The sequence below is a fragment of the Halobacillus sp. A1 genome (genome assembly GCF_024189295.1).
GTDB lineage: Bacteria > Bacillota > Bacilli > Bacillales > Halobacillaceae > Halobacillus_A.
The window spans coordinates 116,631-139,113 of sequence record NZ_JAIZEN010000007.1; the positions used below are offsets into that span (position 1 = coordinate 116,631).

Here is a 22,483-nt window from a genome sequence, read left to right on the forward strand (position 1 = left end):
AGATTTAAAAAGGTTTTATATGAAATATTAATAAAAAGGTATAACGTCATTTTTAGCAAAAACACAAAACAACATTATATAAGAAAAAACTAATTGTTAACTTACTAAAAAATTATGAGAAATTTCTTAAAAATACTTGAAAGCGTTTTCTCGTTCTGATATATTTTATTTAACAAAGATAAAATTTTAGTAAAAGTTAATTGATTTTTTGTTTACTCGTTTTACTAAAGGTGAAGTACCAGGTTAACGACGGTTAATGTTTTAGAGCTTTTAAAACAAACAAGGGGGTATTTTATGAAGAACTCATTTGTAAAGTGGGCAGGCAGTATCGGGATGGTCGCATTGTTAGCAGCTTGTGGCGGCAACGGAGAAGAGAGTGGTAATGGAAGTGGTGGAAGCGAAGGAGAAGTCAGCGGCGGCCAGGAAGGCAAGTTGACAATGGCTCTTTCTGCAAGTAGTGAAGGAGAAAGAGATACGTTTGAAGAGTTGATCAGTGAATTTGAAGAAGAAACCGAAATTGATGTTGAAGCAAGTTTTCCAGGTGGTGGCTATGAGGATCAAATGAGAGTGCAGATGGCAGCTAACGACCTTCCGGACATCTTTGATACTCACGGCTGGTCCCAGCTTCGCTATGGTGAGTATACACTCGACCAACAGGACATGGACTGGGTGGACGATATGAATCCTGCAATGGAAGATATCGTTACTGATGAAGACGGAAAAGTTTATACCTACCCTGTGAATATGGCTCAGGATGGTGTCATTTATAATAAGAACATTCTAGATGAATATGGTATCGAAGTACCAGAAACTTGGGATGAGTTCGTTGCAGCTCTGGAAACTGTTCGTGATGAAAGCGGAGGTCAAGTTGCTCCGTTATGGATCGGTGGAGGCGATGGTTGGCCGCTTGGTCAGATGGTTGACCAAATGATGACTCCGATGTTTGCGACAGATGAAGAAAATGATTATACAGAAGAATTTCTTGATGGTTCATTCGACTGGAGCCAATATGAGTGGCTTCCAGAACAATTGTTGATGCTGCAGGAGAATGAACTGCTGAATCAAGATGTTTTGACAGCTAAATTTGCCCAGGCTCCAGAAATTATGGCGGGAGAACAGGCCGCTTTCATGTTTGCAGGTGGTTCAGTTGGACCTGATGCAACAGCAATGAATGAAGATGTGGAAGTTGGTCTGATGCCAACACCGGCCGTTCATGAAGGGGACGAGCAAGTTTGGATTGGCGGAGAACGTTTTACACTTGCCATCTTTGAAGAGTCTGAAATGAAAGATGAAGCGAAGCAGTTCATCGAGTTTATGGCTGAACCTGAAAATGCACAGCGTATTGCAGAAGGAACGAATTTAGCTTCAGCTATTGAAGGTGTAGAAGCAGACACTTATTTCTCTGAGGATTTACAAAAATATTCAGATAACGAAATTGTCAGCTATTTCGACCGCGTCTATTTACCAAGTGGCATGTGGGATGTCATGTCTACTACAACAGAAGAGTTGTTGGCTGGGGGAGACCCTGAAGGTGCGGCATCAACTATGGAATCTGAATATGAGCGCTTACGAGAAGAAAGTGACAGCGAATAATATTCATTCAATAGAAAGAAAAGGGGGAGAGGATGCTCTCTCCCTTCTGTTTTAATGAATGCGATCGCGCAGTGATAAGGAGATGACATAAATTATGAGTGAACTCGTTGAGAAAAGTAAAAGGAAACCAGGGAAATCTACTAAAAAACGCGGGATTAATGGAGAAAAATCATTATGGTGGATGTATCTTCCCGCCGTTTTATTTGTCACCGCTTTCATTGTCTATCCATTCATGGATGGTGTCAGGATTTCCTTTACGGATTGGAACGGTTTTTCACAATCATTCAACTTTGTAGGGCTCGAACAATACACGCGTATGTTCAATGATCCGACGACATGGACAGTTATTCGAAACACCTTACTATATGGGATAGGGAGTACAATTTTACAAAACGCGCTCGGTCTTTTTTACGCACTTTTATTAAATAATCAAATAAAATTTCGGACAGTAACCCGAACGATTGTTTACCTTCCCGTTATCATTAGTCCGTTAATTATGGGGTACATTTTTTATCTGTTTTTCGCATTCCAAAATGGAGCTCTGAATGATGCATTGATGTTCTTTGGTTTAGACTCGATCAACGCACTTGGGAATGCTGATATCAACCCTTACATTATTGTGCTAGTGAATACTTACCAGTTTGTCGGTATTGCAATGATCATTTATCTGGCAGGTTTACAAGGCATATCGAAAGATTTTTATGAAGCAGCAGAAATAGATGGTGCTACTGCCTTTCAACAATTTAAGAAAATTACACTGCCAATGCTTGCACCATCGATCACGATCAACGTAGTTATCAATATCATTGGTGGTTTGAAACTGTTTGATGTCATCGTAGCTTTGACTGGCGGCGGCCCGGGTAATGCGTCACAGTCCAGCTCTACATTTATGTACGATCTTTATTTCAGCAGGCAGGACGCAGGATATGCAGCTACTCAAGGTGTGTTGGTAGCCTTCATAATTCTGATTCTCAGCTTGCTTGCTCTATGGTACTTCAAACGGAAGGAGATTGAAGCGTAATGATACAAAATAAGAAAAAAGGTTTGTTGGCTTTGCTCGCTGTTCTTGTAGCAGCTCTACACGCTATTCCGTTTTATATTTTGATTACAACATCATTGAAAACACGCGGAGATTTCAGTTCCCGCTGGGCTATTCCGGAATACTTCACCCTTGAAAACTTCACCATCGCCTGGCAGGAAGCGAATTTGGGACCTGCTTTTGTCAATTCGTTTATTATCACTTTTTTTGCAGCAGTTTTATTAATTTTCATAGGTTCACTAGCAGCCTATCCACTAGCCAGGCGCAATACTAAATTAAACAAAGCAGCGATGATGTTTTTCATAGCCATTATGGTTGTTCCTCCACTAACTGCTCTTGTACCGCTTTACCAGCTGGTAGTAGATATAGGTATGCTGAACACACGTACGATTGCCATACTGAACAATGTCGCCGCATTTTTACCTTTGACTATTTTTCTATACTCAGGGTTCATTCGCTCTACAATTCCAAAAGAATTGGAAGAAGCGGCGAAGATCGATGGAGCGAGCACAATCGGTATTTTCTTCCGAGTCGTGTTTCCATTGTTGAAACCAGTGACGGCATCTGTTCTGATCATTGCTTGTGTATTCATTTGGAATGACTATCAATTTGCGATCTTCTTCCTGCAGAGCAGCGATGTTCAAACACTGACCGTAGCAATGGCAAGTTTCTTTGGCGAAAACCAGAACAACCTGGGGCTTGTCGCCGCCGCAGCCTTTATGGCGATGATTCCGATGGCGATCTTGTTCCTTTTCCTACAGAAGTACTTTATCGCTGGACTTTCATCTGGGGCAGTCAAAGGATAATTTTACTGAAATCGTAGTAATGGAGGATTAGGGATGCCAATATATTTTAATGAAAAAACAAAAGAATTTCACTTACAAAACGAGGGAATCAGCTATATTTTCACGGTTATGAAAAATAAACAGCTTGGTCATTTATATTATGGAAAGGCAATCCGTCATCGCGATTCTTTCCAACACCTGTTCAGGACGCAGGCACGAGCAGGGATGTCCAGTGTATATGAAGGGGATCTCGAATTTTCTTTAGATATCATTAAACAGGAATATCCTTCCTATGGGACGACGGATTACCGTGAACCTGCTTTTCAAATTCTTCAGGAAAATGGAAGCCGGACTACTCAATTCGAGTATCTCTCTCATGAGATTTATAAAGGGAAGCCTGAATTGAACGGTCTGCCGGCTACTTATACTGAAAGTGATGAGGAGGCATCTACACTTGTCATTACATTATTTGATTCATTGATTGATGCAGAAATCAAGTTGACTTATTCCATTTATGAAACTCGTAATGCCGTGGTCCGCAGTGCAGAGTTTGTGAATAAAGGGGAAGAGAAGCTTGAATTGACACGTGCGCTCAGCACGAGTGTTGACCTCTTTGATGCCGATTTTGAAATGGTTCAGCTATCTGGTTCTTGGTCGAGAGAGCGTCATGTGAAATCAAGAGGGCTTGTGCCGGGCATTCAAAGCATCTCAAGCACTAGAGGGACGAGCAGTTCTCAGCAAAATCCGTTTCTCGCCTTGAAACGGACAAATGCGGATGAATTTCAAGGAGAAGTTTATGGTTTCAATTTCGTATACAGTGGAAACTTCCTTGCCCAGGTAGAAGTTGATCAATATGATGTGGCACGAGTGACGATGGGGATCAATCCGTTTGATTTCCGCTGGCTGCTCGAGCCTGGTCAATCGTTCCAGACGCCTGAAGTCGTGATGGTCTATTCAGACGAGGGATTAAATGGCATGAGCCAAACCTATCATGAACTTTATCGTGAACGTCTCGTACGTGGACCGTGGAAAAAAGAAGAGCGTCCCGTACTTATAAACAACTGGGAAGCGACATACTTTGATTTTAACGAAGAAAAGCTGTTGTCAATTGCTAAGGAATCAAAAGACCTTGGAATTGAATTGTTTGTACTCGATGACGGTTGGTTCGGCAAAAGAGATGATGACACCACTTCGCTAGGAGACTGGTTTTCCGATAAAGAAAAACTGCCTAATGGTATTGAAGGGGTCGCCAGGAAAATCACGGATCTTGGTATGAAATTCGGGTTGTGGTTTGAGCCGGAAATGGTCAATAAAGTGAGTGAACTTTACAAGAAACATCCAGACTGGGTTATTCAAGTCAAAGGAAGAAGCCAGTCTCATGGAAGAAATCAATACGTCCTGGATTTTTCACGAAACGAAGTTGTCGACAATCTGTATGATCAGATGGCAGACGTACTGAGTCAAGCACCTATTTCTTATGTTAAGTGGGATATGAACCGTTATATGACGGAAATCGGTTCTCTAGATTTGCCGGCACAAAGACAGAGTGAAGTAGCCCACCGCTATATTTTAGGTGTGTATGATTTATACGAACGATTGACGTCTAAGTTCCCTGATGTGCTATTCGAGTCATGCGCCAGCGGAGGAGCACGTTTTGATCCTGGGATGCTGTACTATGCTCCACAAACGTGGACGAGTGACGACACGGATGCTGTTGAACGATTGAACATTCAATATGGAACTTCGATGGCTTATCCATTAAGTTCGATTGGAGCCCACGTTTCTGACGTGCCGAACCACCAGGTTCATCGACATACGAGTCTATCTATGCGTGGAAATGTGTCTTTCTTTGGAACCTTCGGCTATGAACTGGATATTACCCGTATGTCTTCTGAGGAACAGGAAGAAGTAAGGCAGCAAGTCCAGTTTTATAAGGAGCACCGACAACTGCTGCAATTCGGAACGTTCTACCGTCTGCTCAGTCCGTTTGATGATGGAGGCAATCGAGTAGCATGGATGGTTGTATCTTCTGATCAAAAGGAAGCACTCGTCGGTTATTACAAGATTCTCGCTGAACCGAATCCCGGGTTTCCTCGATTGTTATTAAAAGGTTTGGATCAACACCAGGAGTATGAAATCGAAGGCTGGGCAGCCAGCTTTTACGGAGATGAACTTATGAGAGCCGGACTGATGCTTGAAAATGAATATTCTGGGTCTGTGCCTCCACAAAATGAAAAACTGGGAGATTTTACGTCGTCACTATATAAGTTAAAAGCAAAACATTAGTAAACAAAAAGGCTTGGCATATGCGCCAAGCCTTTTTTAACGGAGTTTCACTGTGCTTTCCCTTTGAATCAACTTTGTCGGAATGACAATTTTTTTCGCGATTTCTCTCTTTGTATTTAAACGTTCGATCATAAGTTCGACTGCGGTTTCTCCCATGAATTCCGTATATACCTTCACCGTCGATAAAGATGGTTGAAGATAATTGGAGGCAGCAATATCGTTGAAACCGACAATAGAGACTTGTTCAGGCACGCGGATTTTGTTTTCGTGAAGCGCTCTTAATGCCCCGATTGCCATTGAGTCGCTGGCTACAACAAAAGCAGTAGGGAGTTTTGACTGTTGTAAAGCTTTGTGCATTAGGCGATAGCCGTCCTCTGTTGTGAACTGTCCAATGAATATGGATTTTTCATTGAGAATGTGTTTGGAAGCTAAATAATCCCGGAAGAATCTTTCACGGTAGTCCATCAAGGTTTCATTCGGGCGGGGATTCAAAATACCTCCAATGAACCCGATGTCGCGATGATCCAGTGCTAACAGGTGATCCAGTACATCAATCATGGCCCTTTGAAAATCAATAACTACAGAGTCATAAGTTAATTCGCAAGGAGAATAATCTACGAATGTAATGTAGTTTGTGATATCTTTTATCTCTTTGATTTCTTCGGGAGGGATTCTGCCAACCACAATCATCCCGTCTATGGCACCTACATCAGATAAATCAAGCTGATCGTTTTTTCGGTAAATCTTGATTAAATCAATCTGTTTAGCGGTACTCTCTTTCTCAATTCCCAGACGGATGGCTAAAAAATAAGGGTCGCTGATTTCATCTTGTTCGGAATGGAATAAAACGATTCCGAGACGGTGCTTCTTTTTTCCATTTTTGGTCGCCCGTTGTTTTAACGTTCGGTAGTTCAATTCCTCAGAGGCCTTGAATATCCGTTTTTTAGTTTCTTCAGAAACGGACAAAGTGGCGTCGTAATTCAATACCCTGGAAACTGTAGCGATGGAAAATCCTGACTTTTCCGCTATGTCGCGAATCGTTGCCATGATGTTCTCTCCTTCAAATTCATTAGCTATGTTTAGTAAAAAAGTATGTATATATATATACTATATCACATACTAAACAAACCTTCCCACGCAGTAATCAAAACCGGGGGAAGGCTGTAACTTTTAAAATGTATCGAAAGTAAATGTTGTTCTTTTATTATAAGGTTCTGCAGCTTTCAGCAAAGCACTGGGGAATCCATCGTGATGAAGTGAAGCAGGAGAAGCCTGGGTTTCTAAACATAAGCCGGAGTGTTTCTCCGCAGGGCCGCTGGCTAATTGAAATTCATCGCCCAAACCGTTCCCCGTATATAAAACCATTCCAGGTTGAGTCGTATGGACTGTTAATACTCTGCCGCTGTCTTCATCTCTTAACGTCACTTGTTCTTCACCTGTTTCTTTGAAGATGAAATAATGATCGTACCCATTGCCTGCCAACTGGATTTGAGAATGATCTGAACCTAGCGGGGACTTCAGAGTCGTTTCATTTCTTAAGTCAAAAGGGGTATCCTGATTTGAATTTATATTCCCTGTAGGAATTAGGTATTCATCTAATTCGACAAAACGATCGCTCGCTATCTTCATTTTATGGTCACAAATGGTGCGCTTCGCATTACCGCTTAAGTTGAAATAACTATGATTGGTTAAGGTGATAGGTGTATCCTGATCGCTGATCGCTTGATAATCAACTATAAACTGATTCTGATTGTTTAATTGGTACGTAACTTTTATAGAAACGCTGCCTGGATAGCCGCCCTCTAAATGAGGACTTTCACAAGTAAATACTACCCCTACATCTGTTGATGATTGGAAAGGGGAAGCTTCCCAAATTTTCTTATTGAAGCCTTGTTTTCCACCATGGAGAGAGTTATCGCCATCGTTTGCATCTAGATTGTATTCTTTACCATTCAGTGAAAAAGACGCACCTTCAACTCGGCCCGCGACTCTGCCGATCAAAGCTCCAAAATAGTTTGGATCGTTTATGTAACTGTCATAATCTTTGTAGGAAAGAACAACATTCTCAATTGTACCTTTCTGATCTGGAACGTTGATTTCAGTAATGATGCCGCCATAATCCAAGACAGAGATGGTTATACCTTTATTGTTTGAGAAAGTGAACTTCTTCCAGCCGTTTGAGAGTAACTTTTCTTTGATTTCCATATTTGTATTCCTCCAGGGTGAATAGATTCAACTATGGTTGTGGGGTGTAAATTAAGTTCTTGTGCTTCGTACTTATATTCCTTATGACTCTAATAAAAGAGTGGTCGTATAAGTGAAAAACTATGACAGTTGGGTAAGAAAATTTTTTAGTGTTTATGTGTCAATTTTTCACTATATAACCCTTGAATAAGAATATGACTTACTATAAGTATAACAAATTGTTGATTGGAGAAGGGAGTAAACGTTTACTAATTTCAAATTTAGAGGGGCAGCCACCGTGATAACATGACTTTTTTAAGTAAGCAAAAACCCAGTCAAATGACTGGGTTTTCGTGCGTTGCGAAATTATTCAACCACAAAAGCGAACGATTCGTTCACTGTTAGTATTCCACTTTTTCCTCTTGACTTGCCCACGTTTCAAAAGGTAGGTTTTTATCGGGCAGATCCAATGCATAAAATGGTATGGTTCGTTCTCTATGAGACTTATTGATTTCTTCATAAATAAATTGATCGTCGAAACCACCTGCAGCTGCGAGCTTTTGGTCTGCAGCATAGTACACTTCCTCCAAGCGTGCCCAGTAAATAGCACCTAAGCACATTGGACACGGCTCACAGCTTGTATATAGTACACAATCGGTCAACTGAAATGTATCGAGATTTTGGCAGGCTTTTCGGATGGCCTGAACTTCAGCGTGAGCAGTTGGGTCGTTAGAAGATGTGACCTTATTTTGTCCGACTCCTACAATGTTTCCATATTGATCGACTACGATCGCCCCAAATGGGCCGCCTTCTGTTTGAATGTTTTCTACAGCTAATTGGATTGATTGTTGTAAATATTTTTTATGTTCCATAATCATCCTCCTGAATATTCAGAATAATCATTTTTATTATGAGATTCAATGAAGTTGTCAGATTATGTGACACAATAATTTATATATATTGGAAAGATGGTGGTTAGAGGAGCCATCTTCACCAACTTTACATTAAAGGTTTACTGGACGGTATTAAACAACGCAGCTTAAAGGTATAGAAAATCACTTGTAATCAAACATGTGACCGAACTCTCCTGAGAAAATTCTTCCCCACACTATACACAGCCTTCAATATTTAATCCCACCCCATCTGGGCCGCGATGATAGTAGCATATGGCTGTGGCTGGTTTGACTCTCTTGAAGGTTGTGCAGAAGCATTCATTAAGATAGATCGAACATTTGAACCTGAAGAAGATAAGGTTGAAGAATACATCCGATTGTTTAAGATTTACCAACAGGTGTATACACAAACTAGTACTCTAAATGAACAACTGGCTCATTTTCGAAAATAATTGTGGAGGGGCTGCCTGATCAAAAGGCAGCCCCTGGCATTAGGAGGCTTAACATTGAAATATAATCGATTAGGTAACACAGATTTAGAAATCAGTGAATTAAGTTTTGGAACGTGGGCTATTGGCGGCAGCTGGGGGAAAACAGATGATCGTGCAGCTTTGGAAGGACTCCAAACGGCAATGGATGCAGGTGTAAACTTTTTTGACACCGCAGACGTGTACGGAATGGGGCACAGTGAAGAGCTGCTGGCAAAAGCAACAAAAGGTAAGGAAGCAGAGATTAAAATTGCCACTAAATTTTGCCGGCAAGGGGATATTGATGACCCTGAAAATTATTCGATGGAACAGGTTTCAACTTATCTAGAAGACAGTTTGAAGCGGCTGAACAGGGAACAAGTGGACCTGTATCAGATTCATTGCCCGTCTTTTGAAATTATGAAGGACGGTTCAGTTTTTGAAGTGTTAGAGAAACTGAAAGAGGAAGGGAAAATCAGATATTATGGGGTTAGCGTGGAAACCATAGAAGAAGGGCTGTTCGTATTGGAAAATACGAAAGCAAGTTCACTTCAGGTTATTTTCAATATGCTTCGCCAAAAACCTTTGAAGAAATTATTTCCTTCTGCGTTGGAGAAAAAAGTTGGAATCCTTGCGCGTGTTCCTTTAGCAAGTGGTTTGTTGACAGGTAAATTTAATCAAGAGCACACTTTTGAGAAGGATGATCACCGCAACTTTAATAAAGAAGGTGAGGCTTTCAATGTAGGCGAAACCTTTGGTGGTTTAGAATTCACCAAAGGTGTTGAACTGAGCCAACAATTAAAATGGATCGCGGATGAGCGTGAAAATATGACGAGAGCCGCCCTGAAGTGGATTATACAGCAGGAAGCAGTTACAAGTGTGATTCCGGGCTTTCGCAATGTACAACAGGTGCAGGATAATTTGAATGCTTTACACGTAAATGAATTTTCGCAGAATGAGTTAAGTAAGATTGATAAATTTTACGATGAAAAGGTGCATGATCATATAAGGGGAGTCTACTAATATGCAGCGACCTTTAGGGACAGGAACTTTTCCTGTCTTTTTTTGTGGAGGTTATTCCTGCATTTCAGCTTTGAATGCCTTCATAATTATAATTAGACCACAAAAAACTTTAGAATTTCTCCATTACACCTAAAAACTCAACCACATAGCTCCAGAACTCCTCCATAGCAGCAGCTAATTCACCCCCGACTGCTTGTAGTTCTAGTCAGATGAAGATGCCAAGCAAAACGGCATTTAGCATTGCTAGAATTAAAATGATTTTCTCATAAGTCGAAACCTGCTCAGGGTCCTCTACTTTCATTTTAATGATCAGGTAGACAGCTGCGGTAACGAAAGCAAGAAGACCGAAACCAGCCAATAACCGGTCAAAGCCGAGCCAGATGACACATACCCCTGTTAAACCGAAGTACAGAAGGGATGGAAGACGGCTGAAGCCGATGCCGAATTTTTCAACTGACCACACAACACTTGTTTGTTTTACAGGAATGGCCTTTTTGTCAGCTTCAAGATCAGGAATATGGTGGACCATAACCCAGGCTATGCAGAATAAAGCATTGATGACAGCGTTTTGCAGTACCCATTCAGGTAGGTGATCAAGTGTCAGCCACGCACCGGCTAATCCGAGGAAAAGTACGGAAGGAAAAGTGGATAACCATTCTCCGAGAAAAGGGCGGTAGCTTAGCTGCAACGGTGGAAGAGAATAAGAAATCGCTCCCCATAGGCCGATTGATAATAAAATCGCAAGCTTGTAAAAACTGAGTGCTGTAAAAGTTATTATGGTAACAAGGAGGAGGACAATTAGGAATTGTCCTATTTTCCAAAGCTTGTCTGACGTGATATATCCAGTTTGGATGACACGGCTTCCTCCAGATAGAATAGCCGGACTATGTTCATCGGTTCCTGATAGATGATCAACGTAATCATTTAATATATGAGTTAAAACTCCATGGATGATAAATGCTCCAAGTACCAATAGGAAAAATAACGGGATCATTGTCTGATTTGGAATTGAAAAATATAAGTATAAGGGAAGAACGGTTGAGACAATGGTAGCAACGCTAGAAGAAATGACGGCAATGGAACGCAGCAGAAGCCAGCTTCCTTTTAACGCAGATATGGCATCGTTGATCAATAGGGCACCTCCAAAAAGTAGTATATCTCTAAGATAACAGCTTAGGTCGATTACATTCAATTGACTGAAGAAAATATTGAAATAGTCCATACATCTCCGCTTTCCATTCATATTATGGGATAAGGTAATTAGGAGATGATGGAAATGGATATCAATTATTTACGGTGGTCGAAGGTCGCCTATGCAGGAGAGCGTCATCCCCCGACTGATGCTGTAACGCCTGATGCGGGTTCATGGCCACTAATGTTTTTAAAAAGAGACAAACAGGGGAATTTTCTTGATCCATATGGGAGAAAAATGCGTCTGCCTATCGCTCATCCAAATAACGTGGATTTTGAAAAAGAGTTGTATGAAGTACAGCACACCCTCGGGAATTTAACGACTGAACAGAAAAATATTGCCGTTTATTATGGTACTGGAGTTCCGACAAAACAGTGGACCCCTGTAATCGATCGCCTCATAGATACTTATAATGTCGCCCCGACTGCTGCTGCAAGGATTTTAGCTGTAGTGCAGGCAGCTGTCAATGACACGATGATCATTGTGTGGGATTTGAAATACAAGTGGGACGTAGCAAGGCCGAATCAATATGATCAAAAAATGAAAACTCTGCTTTGTACTCCGCGCTTTCCAACTTATCCTTCCGGTCATGCCACAATGTCAGGATGTGCGGAGGTTGTGCTCAGCTACTTTTTTCCTAAAGAAAGAAAAAAACTGAATAGGATTGCAGAAGATGATGCGGTAAGCCGTTTGTATGGAGGGGTACATTTCCCTTCAGATAATGAAGAAGGGTTAAGACTGGGCAGGTATATTGGCGAGGTCATTGTAAACCATCTGAAAGGGCAGCGCCGAGCAGCTATTTCTGTGGATCAACCGATTGATGATTATAGAAATGCAAAACTTAATTCAGACAACTACCGTCAATTCATTCCTTTTGATTTTCCAGTAGACTGCTCGTCACTGGTGGGAGATTTTGACGATTTCGGAGTTGGAAGGGAAGAAAAAGGTATCCCTAAGCCTAGGTTATTTTTGTAAATGCATTAGGTATAACGGGAACTCATTTAAAGCAACAAAAAACCGGCAGAGCTGCCGGTTTTTTGTTAGGAATGTTTGACCATATTGATATAAAGCTGTTCGTACGCTTTGTTTTCCTCATCCATCCCTAATTCTTGATATAATTTAGCAAGCCAGCGGACGGGCATTGGATCGTCATCCCGAAGCTCCATTTCCCAGCTCATACACTCGATCGCTTTTTGTGGGTAATTAAATTCATGATATAGTTCGCCAAGCCGCTGCTGTTGATTCGGGTCTTCGGCGATTTCATTCATTTCACTGATTTTATTAACTGTACCTTGAGCGGCTGTAATTTTATGAAAGGGTTCTATCCACTCATTAGTGAAGTTTAGACCTCTTTCTCGTAAAAGAGAACTAACAGTCTGATTCAGCATTTCCCCGGCTTGATCATCATCGGAGTTAAATAGTGTGAGAAGTACCTGGCCTAACTCTTTAGGCGGAATAGACTCTGTATCCATTCCATTGTTTTTTAAAGCGCTGATCAGTGCTTTAGACTGAGAGGGCGGAAGTGTCATCGCATGATTATCCATTAGTTTGAAGGCCTCTGTAAACTTTTCATTAGTTAAATAGCTCAGTAATAAATCTTGAACCAATAGGTCGATATGAACATTTTTTCTATATAAGTCTTCTAGAATTTCAAGCTGAATATCTTCGGCAAAATGTTCGCTGATGAACGTATGAAGGTTCTGGTAATCTTCCGGGCTTTGGGTGTGGATTACACGGGAAATATAGAGAGCTGTAACGTCTGCATTACGTGATTGCTTTTTATAAAGTGCGGCCAATTTTTTAAACGCTTTTTCATTGTGTTTAGCAGAGAATAATTTATTTTCAATATAAACGGGATCTTTGGAGATTAGTTTCATATCACCTTTTTGATAACGTTCATCATATTGGATGAATTTAATATCACTTGCAAAAGCGTTCAGAAGGCTGTGATTAGGTGCGAAGTCTCTGAGTATCTGCAAAATGCGGTAGCAGGATAATAGTTTTCCATCTCGACGTTCTTTGTAGAGAAGGGATTTTATCATCTCGGCGATTTCATCTCTATGAATAAAAGATTCAAAATAAGTCGCAATCAAAGCGGACTGCTGCAGGGTATACTGCTTTTGTAGTCTTCTGAAGAGCATGTTAAAGTTCTGTTTTTCAAAGTGGGAATAAGGAGCAATCAATGTTTCGATCAATGGGTGAGGGTATGATAGGACGAGACCTTTCTGAAAGGCTGAATGTGTATGGGAGCGTTTCAGGATTTTTTTTGAGGAAGCATAGTCTAAAAAACGATCATCATGAAAGAAGAAATAGTAGGTGTGTTCAAGTTCGTCGGTAGCTTCAATGATCTTACTCTGTTTATAAATCGCCATGCGTTTCACCTGTAGTGAATGCGTCTGCTGCCGATCTTTTGTCAATAATATGGGATTAGACATACATCGACCTCCTTTGTCGTTACTTTAACCATACCACGTAAAGGCCGATAAAGATAGCTGGGGTGGAGTAAGTCATATAAGGGATAACCTTTCAGAATGGTGCATCCAGGGCGTTTTTCATAGTAAAAATACAATTATTTACCTCTGATTCATGTTTCATTTACGTAGGTCAGCTATAGTAATGAGTGAAAATACGAAAGGAGAATAGGCATATGCGAAGATTTATTTTCATATTTTTAGTATAAAGCTTATTTCTAGGAGGGGTTCATATTCCAATTAATAGTGCATTAGCTGATGAAATCAAACGCAAAGTCCGCAGGCAAACTTTGAATATTGCTCATAAAGGTGCATCCGGTCATGACCCTCCAACAGCTAGTGTGAGGTTTTTTAAAATACATAGCAGGATATTGAAAAGGCTGGGAAATGTGAAACTCCCCAGCCTTTTACTTTTCTACGAGATGAAAACCTATATATTCAAGTGCGGATTCAAGGTTTGCTACGGTTTTCGTTTTTAAGGAGAGTAGCTGGATGTTGTTAACCTCGTGCTTTGCAATCTCTGGTGAAATCCCTGTAATGATGGCTTCGATGCCCATAAGCTGCAGAGATTGGACAATATCAACCAGTACACAAGGGAATTTACCATCTAAAATGACAAGGCCTGATAGATCAATCACAAAGTGATCGATTTCATTTTCTGAGCCGTATTTAAGGACTTTCTCCATAATTTTGTCTGCACGATAATTATCGATGATACCTTGAATTGTAAGTATAGAAACTCCTTTGGTGATCGGGATGATTGGAACATTCAGTAATGACATATTATATTTAGTTTCATCCAATTCAATCAAGTGGGATAATACTTCAGCCATCGACTTCAAGTAATCTATATCTTTCTTTTTAAACTCTTTCTCCTGCTTATCCATGACACACAATGTTCCGAAAACTTCTCCGTTCAAATCCTTCAATGCAACTCCAAGGAAACCCTTCACCTCTAACTGGCTGGTAACTTCAAGTTCTCGGGTTATTTCATCTTTGATTAAGTTAGGTGTCGTCATAGCCTCATTGTCATTTGAAATAATCATTCGGCAATAAGTACCGCTGTACTCCACTGAGTATCCTTCAGGAATAATCTCTTCCTTGGCGTTAAACGAGCTAAGAACCGTCATCGCATGATCGCCTCTTTTTGTAACATAAGCAGTGTTGACATCGAGCTGCTTACTGATTACTTCAAACATTTTTCTAGAGGCTTTTCTTAAGGAACGGAATTCTGATGCAGCTAAATTATACTCATCGGACATTTTCAATCCTCCTGCCATTAGGGTAAACCACGAGTCTTATTTTACCACACCCACCGAATATTTTGGTTGTGAGATGTTTCAAATAAGAGTTATTCAGGCTGTAGCTATCACAAGGAATTTAGAGCAAAATGACAAAAAACGCGGGGTTCCTTCCCCACGTTTTTCTTAATGAAGTATTCCTTCTTTTGTTAATACATTTTCTATCGCAAGCCGCGCTTCTTTCAATACCGATTCTCTCCATTCAGTCTCCTCAGGATAGAACATATTCTGAAATTCTTCCAGCACCCATTGTCTGTCTTTCTCTTTTTCAGCGCCTTCCCAGTAGAGCTGGTTTTCTAAAACGATTGTAGTTAATTCACGCAATTCAGCTCTCTTCCCAGTACCGAATGTCCCGAATTCGAACAAGGCAGAGAATAAATGGGTGGCTGGGTATTCTTCGTTTTTCAATTTGAAAAAGTGATTAGTTGAATCTCCCTTCACTTTTTTTGGACTGAATTTTTGTATGTTTTTCATTTGGTAATCCGCTTTGATTTCTTCTTCCTCACGAGGATCGTGCTCAGAAATGACGGCGGTTACTTCATTTGTTGGACCAAGGGCGGTGTGCCAGTCCATGTGAATGACACGGTCGAACAATGATAGAAGTTTTCTTTGCAGTTCTTTTAAATATACAGCTGATTCTTCTTCAGCTTTTCCACCGTAGTAAACTCCGCGCTCAAATTCAAATTGTCCCATACCTTTAGCTTTTTTAATACCCTGGTACCCTTCATCAGCAATTCCTTTACCTAACTGTGCGAATAAATGGGTTTTTTCTTTATTTATATCTTCAAGCTTACCGTTTGGTAAAAAGAGGTCGCTTTCTTTAGCGTAATTCTCATTAATGTCTTCGGGAACAGCTGTAGAATTATATATATAGTTGCGGTTTAGGTCTACGTTGTTTTCAGTCACTCTGCGATAATGTCTCATTCCCCATGGGTTTAGTGCGTGTACGATACATATTCCGGTAGTATCAGGGTCTATCTTATCGATGTATTCTTCTACGAACAAATGAATGACACTCCCCCCTGCATAGCCTTCAATTCCATGCTCACCAGAGGTCATGAAAACAATCTGTTCGTTTCTGGTTCGTGCTTCTGAAAAAATGATGTCAATTGTATTATCTGCTTCCTCACCTATAGATTTAGTGGAAAGGGTTGCTTCTGGCCATTTCTTCTGGATAGTTGTTAAATGCTGACGAAATGTTGTCCGAGATTCTTCATAGCTGCTAGTATAGTATTTATTTATTTCTGACATAGGTTCACCTTCTTTTAATTTGTAGAGTGTATTACTGAATTTCCTATATGGACTCTGTTTAAACATTTCAGAAATATTCGGAAAAAATGACATGTTTCACATTTTTTATTCATAATTTGATAAACTTAAGTGAATTTAACCGGTGCAAAAGATATTTCGGTATAGTAAAATAGGGCGTAATAGAGGTTGAATATTGTCTAAGGTGGAATATTGATGAATTCAGAAGAACTCTATCAAACATTAGTAGAGGAATTTCGAGAAAAAGTCGGCCGAGATTTAAAGGAAGAGGAATTGGAATTCATAAAGTGGATGGTGGAACAGCACGAGCTTGAAAAGCAGTAAGCTATTATTTATATTTTATTTGACGAGCTTCTTTCGTCTTGAAGGAGGCCTTTTCCACTAGTTCTCTAATTTTTACTAAAGCTGCCCGTAACCCGGAATAGCATTAAAAGCTTACTTGACACTGAAATAGCCTTCCTGTATATTGTTGGATAATTCAATAAATTATGTACTTTCTTATCCAGAGAGGTGGAGGGACTGGCCCTTTGAAGCCTCGGCAGCAGACTGTATTCAGTACTGTGCCAATTCCAGCAAGCGTAACGCTTGGGAGATAAGGAGAGCTGTATACAAGCATCTGTATATTAAAACCTCTTCTTTTTTCCGAGAAGAGGTTTTTTGTATTTTAAAGATTCGAGGAGGATGTCAATTGAGTAAAAAGATGATTATTAATGCGTTCGATATGAATAGTTCGATGCACAATTCCCATGGGTTCTGGAAACACCCGGAAAGTAAACGGCACCGCCGTTACAAAGATTTGGACTATTGGGTGGAGCTGGCGAAACTTTTGGAAAAAGGAAAGTTCGATGCTGTATTTTTTGCGGATGTTCTTGGCATCTATGATGTGTATCGTCAAAGTAAAGAACCTTCTATTCGTGATGGGTTGAGTGTACCGTTGAACGATCCGGCCATGCTCGTTTCAGCGATGGCAAGTGTTACAGAAAACTTGAGCTTTGCTGTAACGGTCAGTACTACATATGAACCTCCGTTTGGAAATGCGCGAAGGTTTTCGACGCTCGATCATTTAACGAATGGCCGGGTTGCCTGGAACGTTGTGACCTCTTATTTACCAAATGCGGCAAGGAATTTCGGATTGGAAAATATGATTAAGCACGATGAACGCTATGATATTGCTGATGAGTATCTTGATGTGTCATACAAGCTTTGGGAACAAAGCTGGGACGAGGGAGCTGTCGTAGAGGATGCTGAGAATGAAACGCTCGTAGATCCCGAGAAAGTCCAAGAAATTAATCATGAAGGTCATTACTTCAGTGTGGAAGGGCCTCATCTAAGCGAACCATCCGTACAGAGGACTCCAGTGATTTATCAGGCAGGGACTTCAGAGCGGGGAAGAGAATTCGCTTCCAAACATGCGGAATGCATTTTTGTCGGAGGACCGACGCCCCAGCGAATTCGTTATTACTCAGACGATATAAAAGAAAGAGCTGAAAAGCACGGTCGTAATCCGGAAAATTTGAAAATCATTTGCTTTCTAACTGTAATCGTAGCCGAAACTACAGAGGAAGCTGAGAAGAAGTTGGAAGAGTATGATAATGTCTGGAGTCCTGATGCAGCTAAAGCTCAGTATGGAGCAAGCGGCTATGATGTAGCAGAATTCGAAGCGCAGGATCCGGATGAAATTTTCCAATACAAAAAGAAAACAGAAGGCGGCCACTATAAAGCGGCTACTCTTACGAAAGATGCACCTAAACAGCAGCAGACAGTCGGTGAAGTACTACAGCGCTTTGATGGCTTAGATCGACCAAATATCATCGTAGGTAATCCACAAGAAGTAGCCGATCAAATCCAATATCAATTCGAAGAATCAGGTATAGATGGATTCAACTTGAATCACCTTGTATCTCCGGGAGATTTAGAATCTTTCATCGATCTTGTCATTCCGATTTTACAAGAGCGTGGGTTATACAAGACAGAGTATGAGCAAGGAACGATGAGGGAAAAACTATTTCCACATGGAAATAGCACGCTGCCGGAGGATCATCCAGCGAGTAAATATCGCCGCAGTCTAAATAAAAGTTATTCATAATGGTAACCTGCTTTAAAAAACGTTTAAGCATAAGGTCTGAGTTGTGAACGAATGCCAATTATATATGAAGAGGCAAAAATTCATTTCTGAATTCGACAGATAAATTTTAAGCACCTATGAAAGTACAGAGTATTGTTATATAGAAATGTATCTGAAAACGTTCAGGGGTTACCCCCTGAACGTTTTTAGTACTTGCTTTATTCTTTATGGGTTTTCGTTCCTGCAAATACGTTTGATTTTGAACCCAACATTATTAGGGAAACCCTTCTTTTTCTGTGTTTACTTAGAAAGTCCCAGCATATCGTTATAGAAAAAGGAGGGGAGCTTTTTATGGGATCATCGAAGAAAATCATGCTTTTCAGTGCCATAGTCCTCATCCCCATAGCTGTTACGATTGCTATATTCATCTACACATCACCTGAACAACAAGCAAAGCGCATTGTTGAATCTTTTTATACATACGAGCAGGAAGGGAATTTTTCCGATTCGTGGGAACTGCTCCACCCTTTCATGAAAGAAAAATTTGCAAAAGGCAGTTACCTTCAGGATCGGGCTCATGTATTTATGAATCATTTCGGAGTGACCACCTTCACTTTTTCTCTAGAGGGATCAAAAAAAATAAAAAACTGGACGATGGAAAAAGATCGTGATCCGATCGGAGTTGTATATGCCACTACTGTCATTCAAACATATAGAGGTAAATATGGACATTTCAAGCTTCATCAAGAGGTATTTGTCGCAAAAGTGGAAGGGGAATGGGTAATTTTGTGGGACTATAATAAATAAGGGACTCATTTATAAGCTACTGAGGCAAATCTAGCGGAGGTGGATTTTATAAAAGAGTTATTCAACAATATGGCAGGATTCTGAAAGACTTTTCTTCGAGATAACCCCGGGTTCGCTGCCGTATTAACCATCAGCACACTAACATAAATGTTTGCTTTTTCTTGTAGCGGTTTCGAAACACTTATATGGAAAGGGGAGGGAAACGTTAGACTCTCGTGGAAGGGTATACCCTTCAGAGTGAAAGTTCGAAATAGAGAAATAACCAAAGTCTGATATATTCACATGAGAAAAGGTCCGTGCATGGACGAACCTTTCTTTATATTTATGCATCCTTTTTTAAAGGAATTCTTTTCAATGGCCCGTAATTTTCTTCGTCTTTCCACATGTGCTCAAACTTGCTCGACCACTCTTTAGCGATTTCCTTACTCTTTATAGTGACAAGGATTTCGTCATTTTTATTTTCAGCAGACTTAGTAAAATTATATGAGCCTGTAGTAACTGTTTTCTTGTCAGAAACCATCACTTTAAGGTGCATGTTTCCTTCGTGATAATTCACCTTTACAGGGACCCCGGAATCAATGAGCTGTTGTATAATTTCTTTTTGTGCAGGCAAAGTATTTGTTTGTGTAATATCAGTGATCACCCTTACGTTTACCCCTCGCTTTGAGGCCTTAACGATGTGACTTACAAAAGCCTCTTCAGTCAGTAAAAAAATTGCAACATCCAAAGATTTCTTCGATTGATCGATTAAACGAAGGATTCTTTTTTTGGGAGATTTATTAGATTTAGAAAAGATATAGTCTAATTTAGCTTCCTTCAAAGATTTGGTTTTCCAATGAAGAGTATATATTCCAATGGCCATCGAACCGATTACTATAGTTGAGGCAACCGTCACTGCATCCATACAATCTCCTCCTATGTGCAAGTTATGAGTGAAGGTATTTGTCCTATTCCTTCGTTTCATTAAGATGAATCATATTAATTATAATATATAGATTTGTTTATTGTTAGAAAAAGGAATCGATCCTATTATGATACTCCTTGAATTCATCGGGAGATAGAAGTTAACCACTTTGTCGATGTTTAACGAGAAGTTTTAATACCTGTATAAAAATGAGGATAAGCTAATGGCGAGTGTAGCAAAATGGAACTGGACAGGATGGCAAGTCGTTTTCCTCGTTCCTTTTTCTAATAGCTAAGTTAAAGGTGATTGTTGATATTGATAAGTGAGTTATTCAACAATATGGCAGGATTGTGGAAGACTAAATTTCGAGACATTGGGTGAGTGGGTCAGGGCGGCGGGGAATGGCTCGCTTTCCGTGGGAGCGCAGTGAGACCGCCCTTCACTAAATATCTATAGGTATAGCATTTTTAGTTCTAAGATCCTCTGCACTTTAAGGTCAAAAGCCGTTATTTATTATGTGAAGCAGCGCCTAAGATGTTTCAGTTATTTTCACAAAAGCAAGAAGGGCCGGGAAATTGCGAGACTCCTATGGGAGAACAGTACATGGTGAGATCCCGGAGGGCGCTAGCCCGAGGAAGCTCACCGTACGCCCATGGAAAGCGAGTGATTTCCCGGCCCATCAAGCTCTATTTTTGTGACGGAAACAGGCAGAATGTCTCGAAACTTAGTCTTCCACTACAGGGAGCTTATATGAATATCAACACGGAACTTTAACAAAGTCTTTCTAATAAAAGCAGAAGAAATTTCTAGTAAAAAGACATCTTACCCTAATAATGAATTCAACAAGTGACAAATTATGGGTTGTATTTTCTGAAAGTTTAAAATATTATGGTAGTAATACATACTGACTAGTTAGTATGTGGTGGTTCATACAGTAATTTTTATAAAATCCTAAGAGAATGGAGATCGTTGTATGCACTTACGTTTAACTGACGAACAGCAAATGGTTCAAAAAACTATTCGTAAATTTGTTGAAAAAGAATTAATACCTTTGGAAAATGATGTATTAAGAAATGAAAGAGAAGGTAAGCCAGGAATTTCTTCGGAAAAAATGAAAGAACTTCAATTAAAAGCTAAAGATGCAGGATTTTGGGGCATTAATACACCCGAAGAATACGGAGGTGCTGATTTAGGACAGATGATGATGGCCATCGTTCTTATAGAAGTATCTAAAACTTTCGTCCCGTTTCAATTTGGAGGGTCGGCCGATAATATTCTCTATTATGGCAATGAGGAACAGAAACAAAATTATTTATTGCCTACAATAAACGGAGAGAAAAAGTCATGTTTTGCGATGACAGAGCCGGGGGCAGGTTCGGATACGAGAAATCTGAAAATGACCGCGGTCAAGGACGGAGATGAATGGATCTTAAACGGGGAAAAAACATTTATAACGGGAGGAAATGAAGCCGATTTCGTCATGGTAGTCGCCATTACCGATAAGGAGCTGCACGAATCATCTGGAGGTCGTGAAGGAGTAACTTGTTTTATTGCGGACCGGGAGATGGGCTGGAAATCTGAGTATATCCATACTATGGGGGAATGGGGACCTGCTGGTTTGGTTTTTGATAACGTCCGAGTTCCTGATCGAAATATATTAGGGAAAGTGAACGCTGGATATGATCTTGGTCTAGAATGGATCGGATTCGCGAGGTGGATAGTCGGAGCACGGGCTGTAGGAGCTGCCGAACGGCTGCTGAAAATGGCGGTCGACTATTCGAAAGAGCGTGAAACGTTCGGTAAGCCGATTTCGAGCAGGCAGGCAATTCAGTGGCAAATCGCAGATTCTGCAGTGGAAATTGAAGCAGCGAAATGGCTTGTTCTCAATGCAGCATTCACGCTCGATCAGGGAGAAGATAATCGTCATGCGGCATCGATGGCAAAATTATATGGGGCCAACATGGGAAATAGGGTGGTAGACCGTGTGCTTCAGATCCATGGAGGCATGGGTTACACGAGGGAACTCCCGATTGAACGCTGGTATCGTGAAGCCAGGTTGTGGAGAATTTACGACGGCACAGATGAAATTCAGCGATTAATTATTTCTAGAAACCTGTTAAAAGGACATGTCAAAATAGGTTGATCGTGCATGGGTCAAGCGGCAGCCCCGTACAAGGCGTGGTGAAGTTTACTATATTGGAGGG

General features: G+C 40.5%; 19 protein-coding genes and 1 riboswitch. Of the genes, 11 read left to right on the forward strand and 8 right to left on the reverse strand.

Features of this window, described 5'->3' with window-relative positions; all coding sequences use genetic code 11:
* The first annotated feature begins 294 nt into the window (after positions 1-294).
* The 4 genes from LF817_RS09795 (at position 295) to LF817_RS09810 (ending at position 5,703) form a co-directional block, all read left to right on the forward strand.
* Positions 295-1,593, forward strand: a complete 1,299-nt coding sequence (locus tag LF817_RS09795) for an ABC transporter substrate-binding protein (protein ID WP_253935625.1) — start codon at positions 295-297, stop codon at positions 1,591-1,593.
* 94 nt (positions 1,594-1,687) lie between these two features.
* Positions 1,688-2,614: a carbohydrate ABC transporter permease gene (locus LF817_RS09800; RefSeq protein ID WP_253935626.1), complete on the forward strand. Its 927-nt coding sequence runs from the start codon at positions 1,688-1,690 to the stop codon at positions 2,612-2,614.
* Positions 2,614-3,438 (forward strand): carbohydrate ABC transporter permease, encoded by an 825-nt coding sequence (locus LF817_RS09805; RefSeq protein ID WP_253935627.1) that lies wholly within the window; start codon positions 2,614-2,616, stop codon positions 3,436-3,438. Before LF817_RS09800 ends, LF817_RS09805 begins: the two co-directional genes overlap by 1 nt.
* A 33-nt stretch (positions 3,439-3,471) precedes the next feature.
* Positions 3,472-5,703, forward strand: a complete 2,232-nt coding sequence (locus LF817_RS09810) for an alpha-galactosidase (protein ID WP_253935628.1) — start codon at positions 3,472-3,474, stop codon at positions 5,701-5,703.
* 36 nt (positions 5,704-5,739) lie between these two features.
* Here the strand turns inward: LF817_RS09810 and LF817_RS09815 are convergent, their stop codons facing one another.
* The 3 genes from LF817_RS09815 to LF817_RS09825 form a co-directional block, all read right to left on the reverse strand.
* Positions 5,740-6,750 carry a LacI family DNA-binding transcriptional regulator gene (locus LF817_RS09815; protein WP_253935629.1) on the reverse strand — a complete coding sequence of 337 codons (1,011 nt, stop codon included), beginning with the start codon at positions 6,748-6,750 and terminating at the stop codon, positions 5,740-5,742.
* Positions 6,751-6,873: 123 nt separating this feature from the next.
* Positions 6,874-7,908 (reverse strand): aldose epimerase family protein, encoded by a 1,035-nt coding sequence (locus tag LF817_RS09820; protein ID WP_253935630.1) that lies wholly within the window; start codon positions 7,906-7,908, stop codon positions 6,874-6,876.
* Positions 7,909-8,288: 380 nt separating this feature from the next.
* Positions 8,289-8,759 carry a nucleoside deaminase gene (locus tag LF817_RS09825; RefSeq protein ID WP_253935631.1) on the reverse strand — a complete coding sequence of 157 codons (471 nt, stop codon included), beginning with the start codon at positions 8,757-8,759 and terminating at the stop codon, positions 8,289-8,291.
* A gap of 281 nt (positions 8,760-9,040) precedes the next feature.
* Here LF817_RS09825 and LF817_RS09830 point away from each other — a divergent pair, with 281 nt between their 5' ends.
* Positions 9,041-9,232, forward strand: a complete 192-nt coding sequence (locus LF817_RS09830) for a hypothetical protein (RefSeq protein WP_253935632.1) — start codon at positions 9,041-9,043, stop codon at positions 9,230-9,232.
* A 54-nt stretch (positions 9,233-9,286) separates the two neighbouring features.
* Complete coding sequence (locus LF817_RS09835) at positions 9,287-10,270, forward strand: aldo/keto reductase (RefSeq protein WP_253935633.1); 984 nt, start codon at positions 9,287-9,289, stop codon at positions 10,268-10,270.
* Between the two features lie 205 nt (positions 10,271-10,475).
* Here LF817_RS09835 and LF817_RS09840 read toward each other — a convergent pair whose 3' ends face one another.
* The gene (locus tag LF817_RS09840) at positions 10,476-11,492 is read right to left on the reverse strand and encodes a prenyltransferase (RefSeq protein ID WP_253935634.1); all 1,017 of its coding nucleotides are present in this window, start codon (positions 11,490-11,492) and stop codon (positions 10,476-10,478) included.
* A 54-nt stretch (positions 11,493-11,546) separates the two neighbouring features.
* Here LF817_RS09840 and LF817_RS09845 point away from each other — a divergent pair, with 54 nt between their 5' ends.
* Positions 11,547-12,437, forward strand: coding sequence for a vanadium-dependent haloperoxidase (locus LF817_RS09845; RefSeq protein WP_253935635.1), 891 nt, complete (start codon positions 11,547-11,549; stop codon positions 12,435-12,437).
* A 65-nt stretch (positions 12,438-12,502) separates the two neighbouring features.
* On the opposite strand, the gene LF817_RS09850 is transcribed toward LF817_RS09845, so the two are convergent.
* The 3 genes from LF817_RS09850 to LF817_RS09860 all read right to left on the reverse strand — a co-directional run bounded on the left by LF817_RS09850 (position 12,503) and on the right by LF817_RS09860 (position 16,485).
* A complete protein-coding gene (locus tag LF817_RS09850; protein ID WP_253935636.1) occupies positions 12,503-13,897 on the reverse strand; it encodes a hypothetical protein in 1,395 nt (464 codons plus the stop codon).
* A 443-nt stretch (positions 13,898-14,340) separates the two neighbouring features.
* The gene (locus tag LF817_RS09855; RefSeq protein WP_253935637.1) at positions 14,341-15,195 is read right to left on the reverse strand and encodes an STAS domain-containing protein; all 855 of its coding nucleotides are present in this window, start codon (positions 15,193-15,195) and stop codon (positions 14,341-14,343) included.
* A gap of 165 nt (positions 15,196-15,360) precedes the next feature.
* Positions 15,361-16,485, reverse strand: coding sequence for a M14 family metallopeptidase (locus LF817_RS09860; protein WP_253935638.1), 1,125 nt, complete (start codon positions 16,483-16,485; stop codon positions 15,361-15,363).
* A gap of 213 nt (positions 16,486-16,698) precedes the next feature.
* Here LF817_RS09860 and LF817_RS20225 point away from each other — a divergent pair, with 213 nt between their 5' ends.
* The 3 genes from LF817_RS20225 to LF817_RS09870 all read left to right on the forward strand — a co-directional run bounded on the left by LF817_RS20225 (position 16,699) and on the right by LF817_RS09870 (position 19,375).
* Positions 16,699-16,827, forward strand: coding sequence for a hypothetical protein (locus LF817_RS20225; protein WP_256558264.1), 129 nt, complete (start codon positions 16,699-16,701; stop codon positions 16,825-16,827).
* 171 nt (positions 16,828-16,998) lie between these two features.
* A riboswitch (SAM riboswitch) is annotated at positions 16,999-17,102 on the forward strand.
* 89 nt (positions 17,103-17,191) lie between these two features.
* Positions 17,192-18,589 carry an LLM class flavin-dependent oxidoreductase gene (locus tag LF817_RS09865; protein WP_253935639.1) on the forward strand — a complete coding sequence of 466 codons (1,398 nt, stop codon included), beginning with the start codon at positions 17,192-17,194 and terminating at the stop codon, positions 18,587-18,589.
* A gap of 330 nt (positions 18,590-18,919) precedes the next feature.
* On the forward strand, positions 18,920-19,375 hold the full coding sequence (locus LF817_RS09870; protein ID WP_253935640.1) for a hypothetical protein: 456 nt from the start codon (positions 18,920-18,922) through the stop codon (positions 19,373-19,375).
* Positions 19,376-19,697: 322 nt separating this feature from the next.
* Here the strand turns inward: LF817_RS09870 and LF817_RS09875 are convergent, their stop codons facing one another.
* On the reverse strand, positions 19,698-20,279 hold the full coding sequence (locus LF817_RS09875; RefSeq protein ID WP_253935641.1) for a phospholipase D-like domain-containing protein: 582 nt from the start codon (positions 20,277-20,279) through the stop codon (positions 19,698-19,700).
* A gap of 973 nt (positions 20,280-21,252) precedes the next feature.
* On the opposite strand from LF817_RS09875, the gene LF817_RS09880 reads away from it, so the two are divergent.
* Complete coding sequence (locus LF817_RS09880; RefSeq protein WP_253935642.1) at positions 21,253-22,422, forward strand: acyl-CoA dehydrogenase family protein; 1,170 nt, start codon at positions 21,253-21,255, stop codon at positions 22,420-22,422.
* The last annotated feature ends 61 nt before the right edge of the window (positions 22,423-22,483 follow it).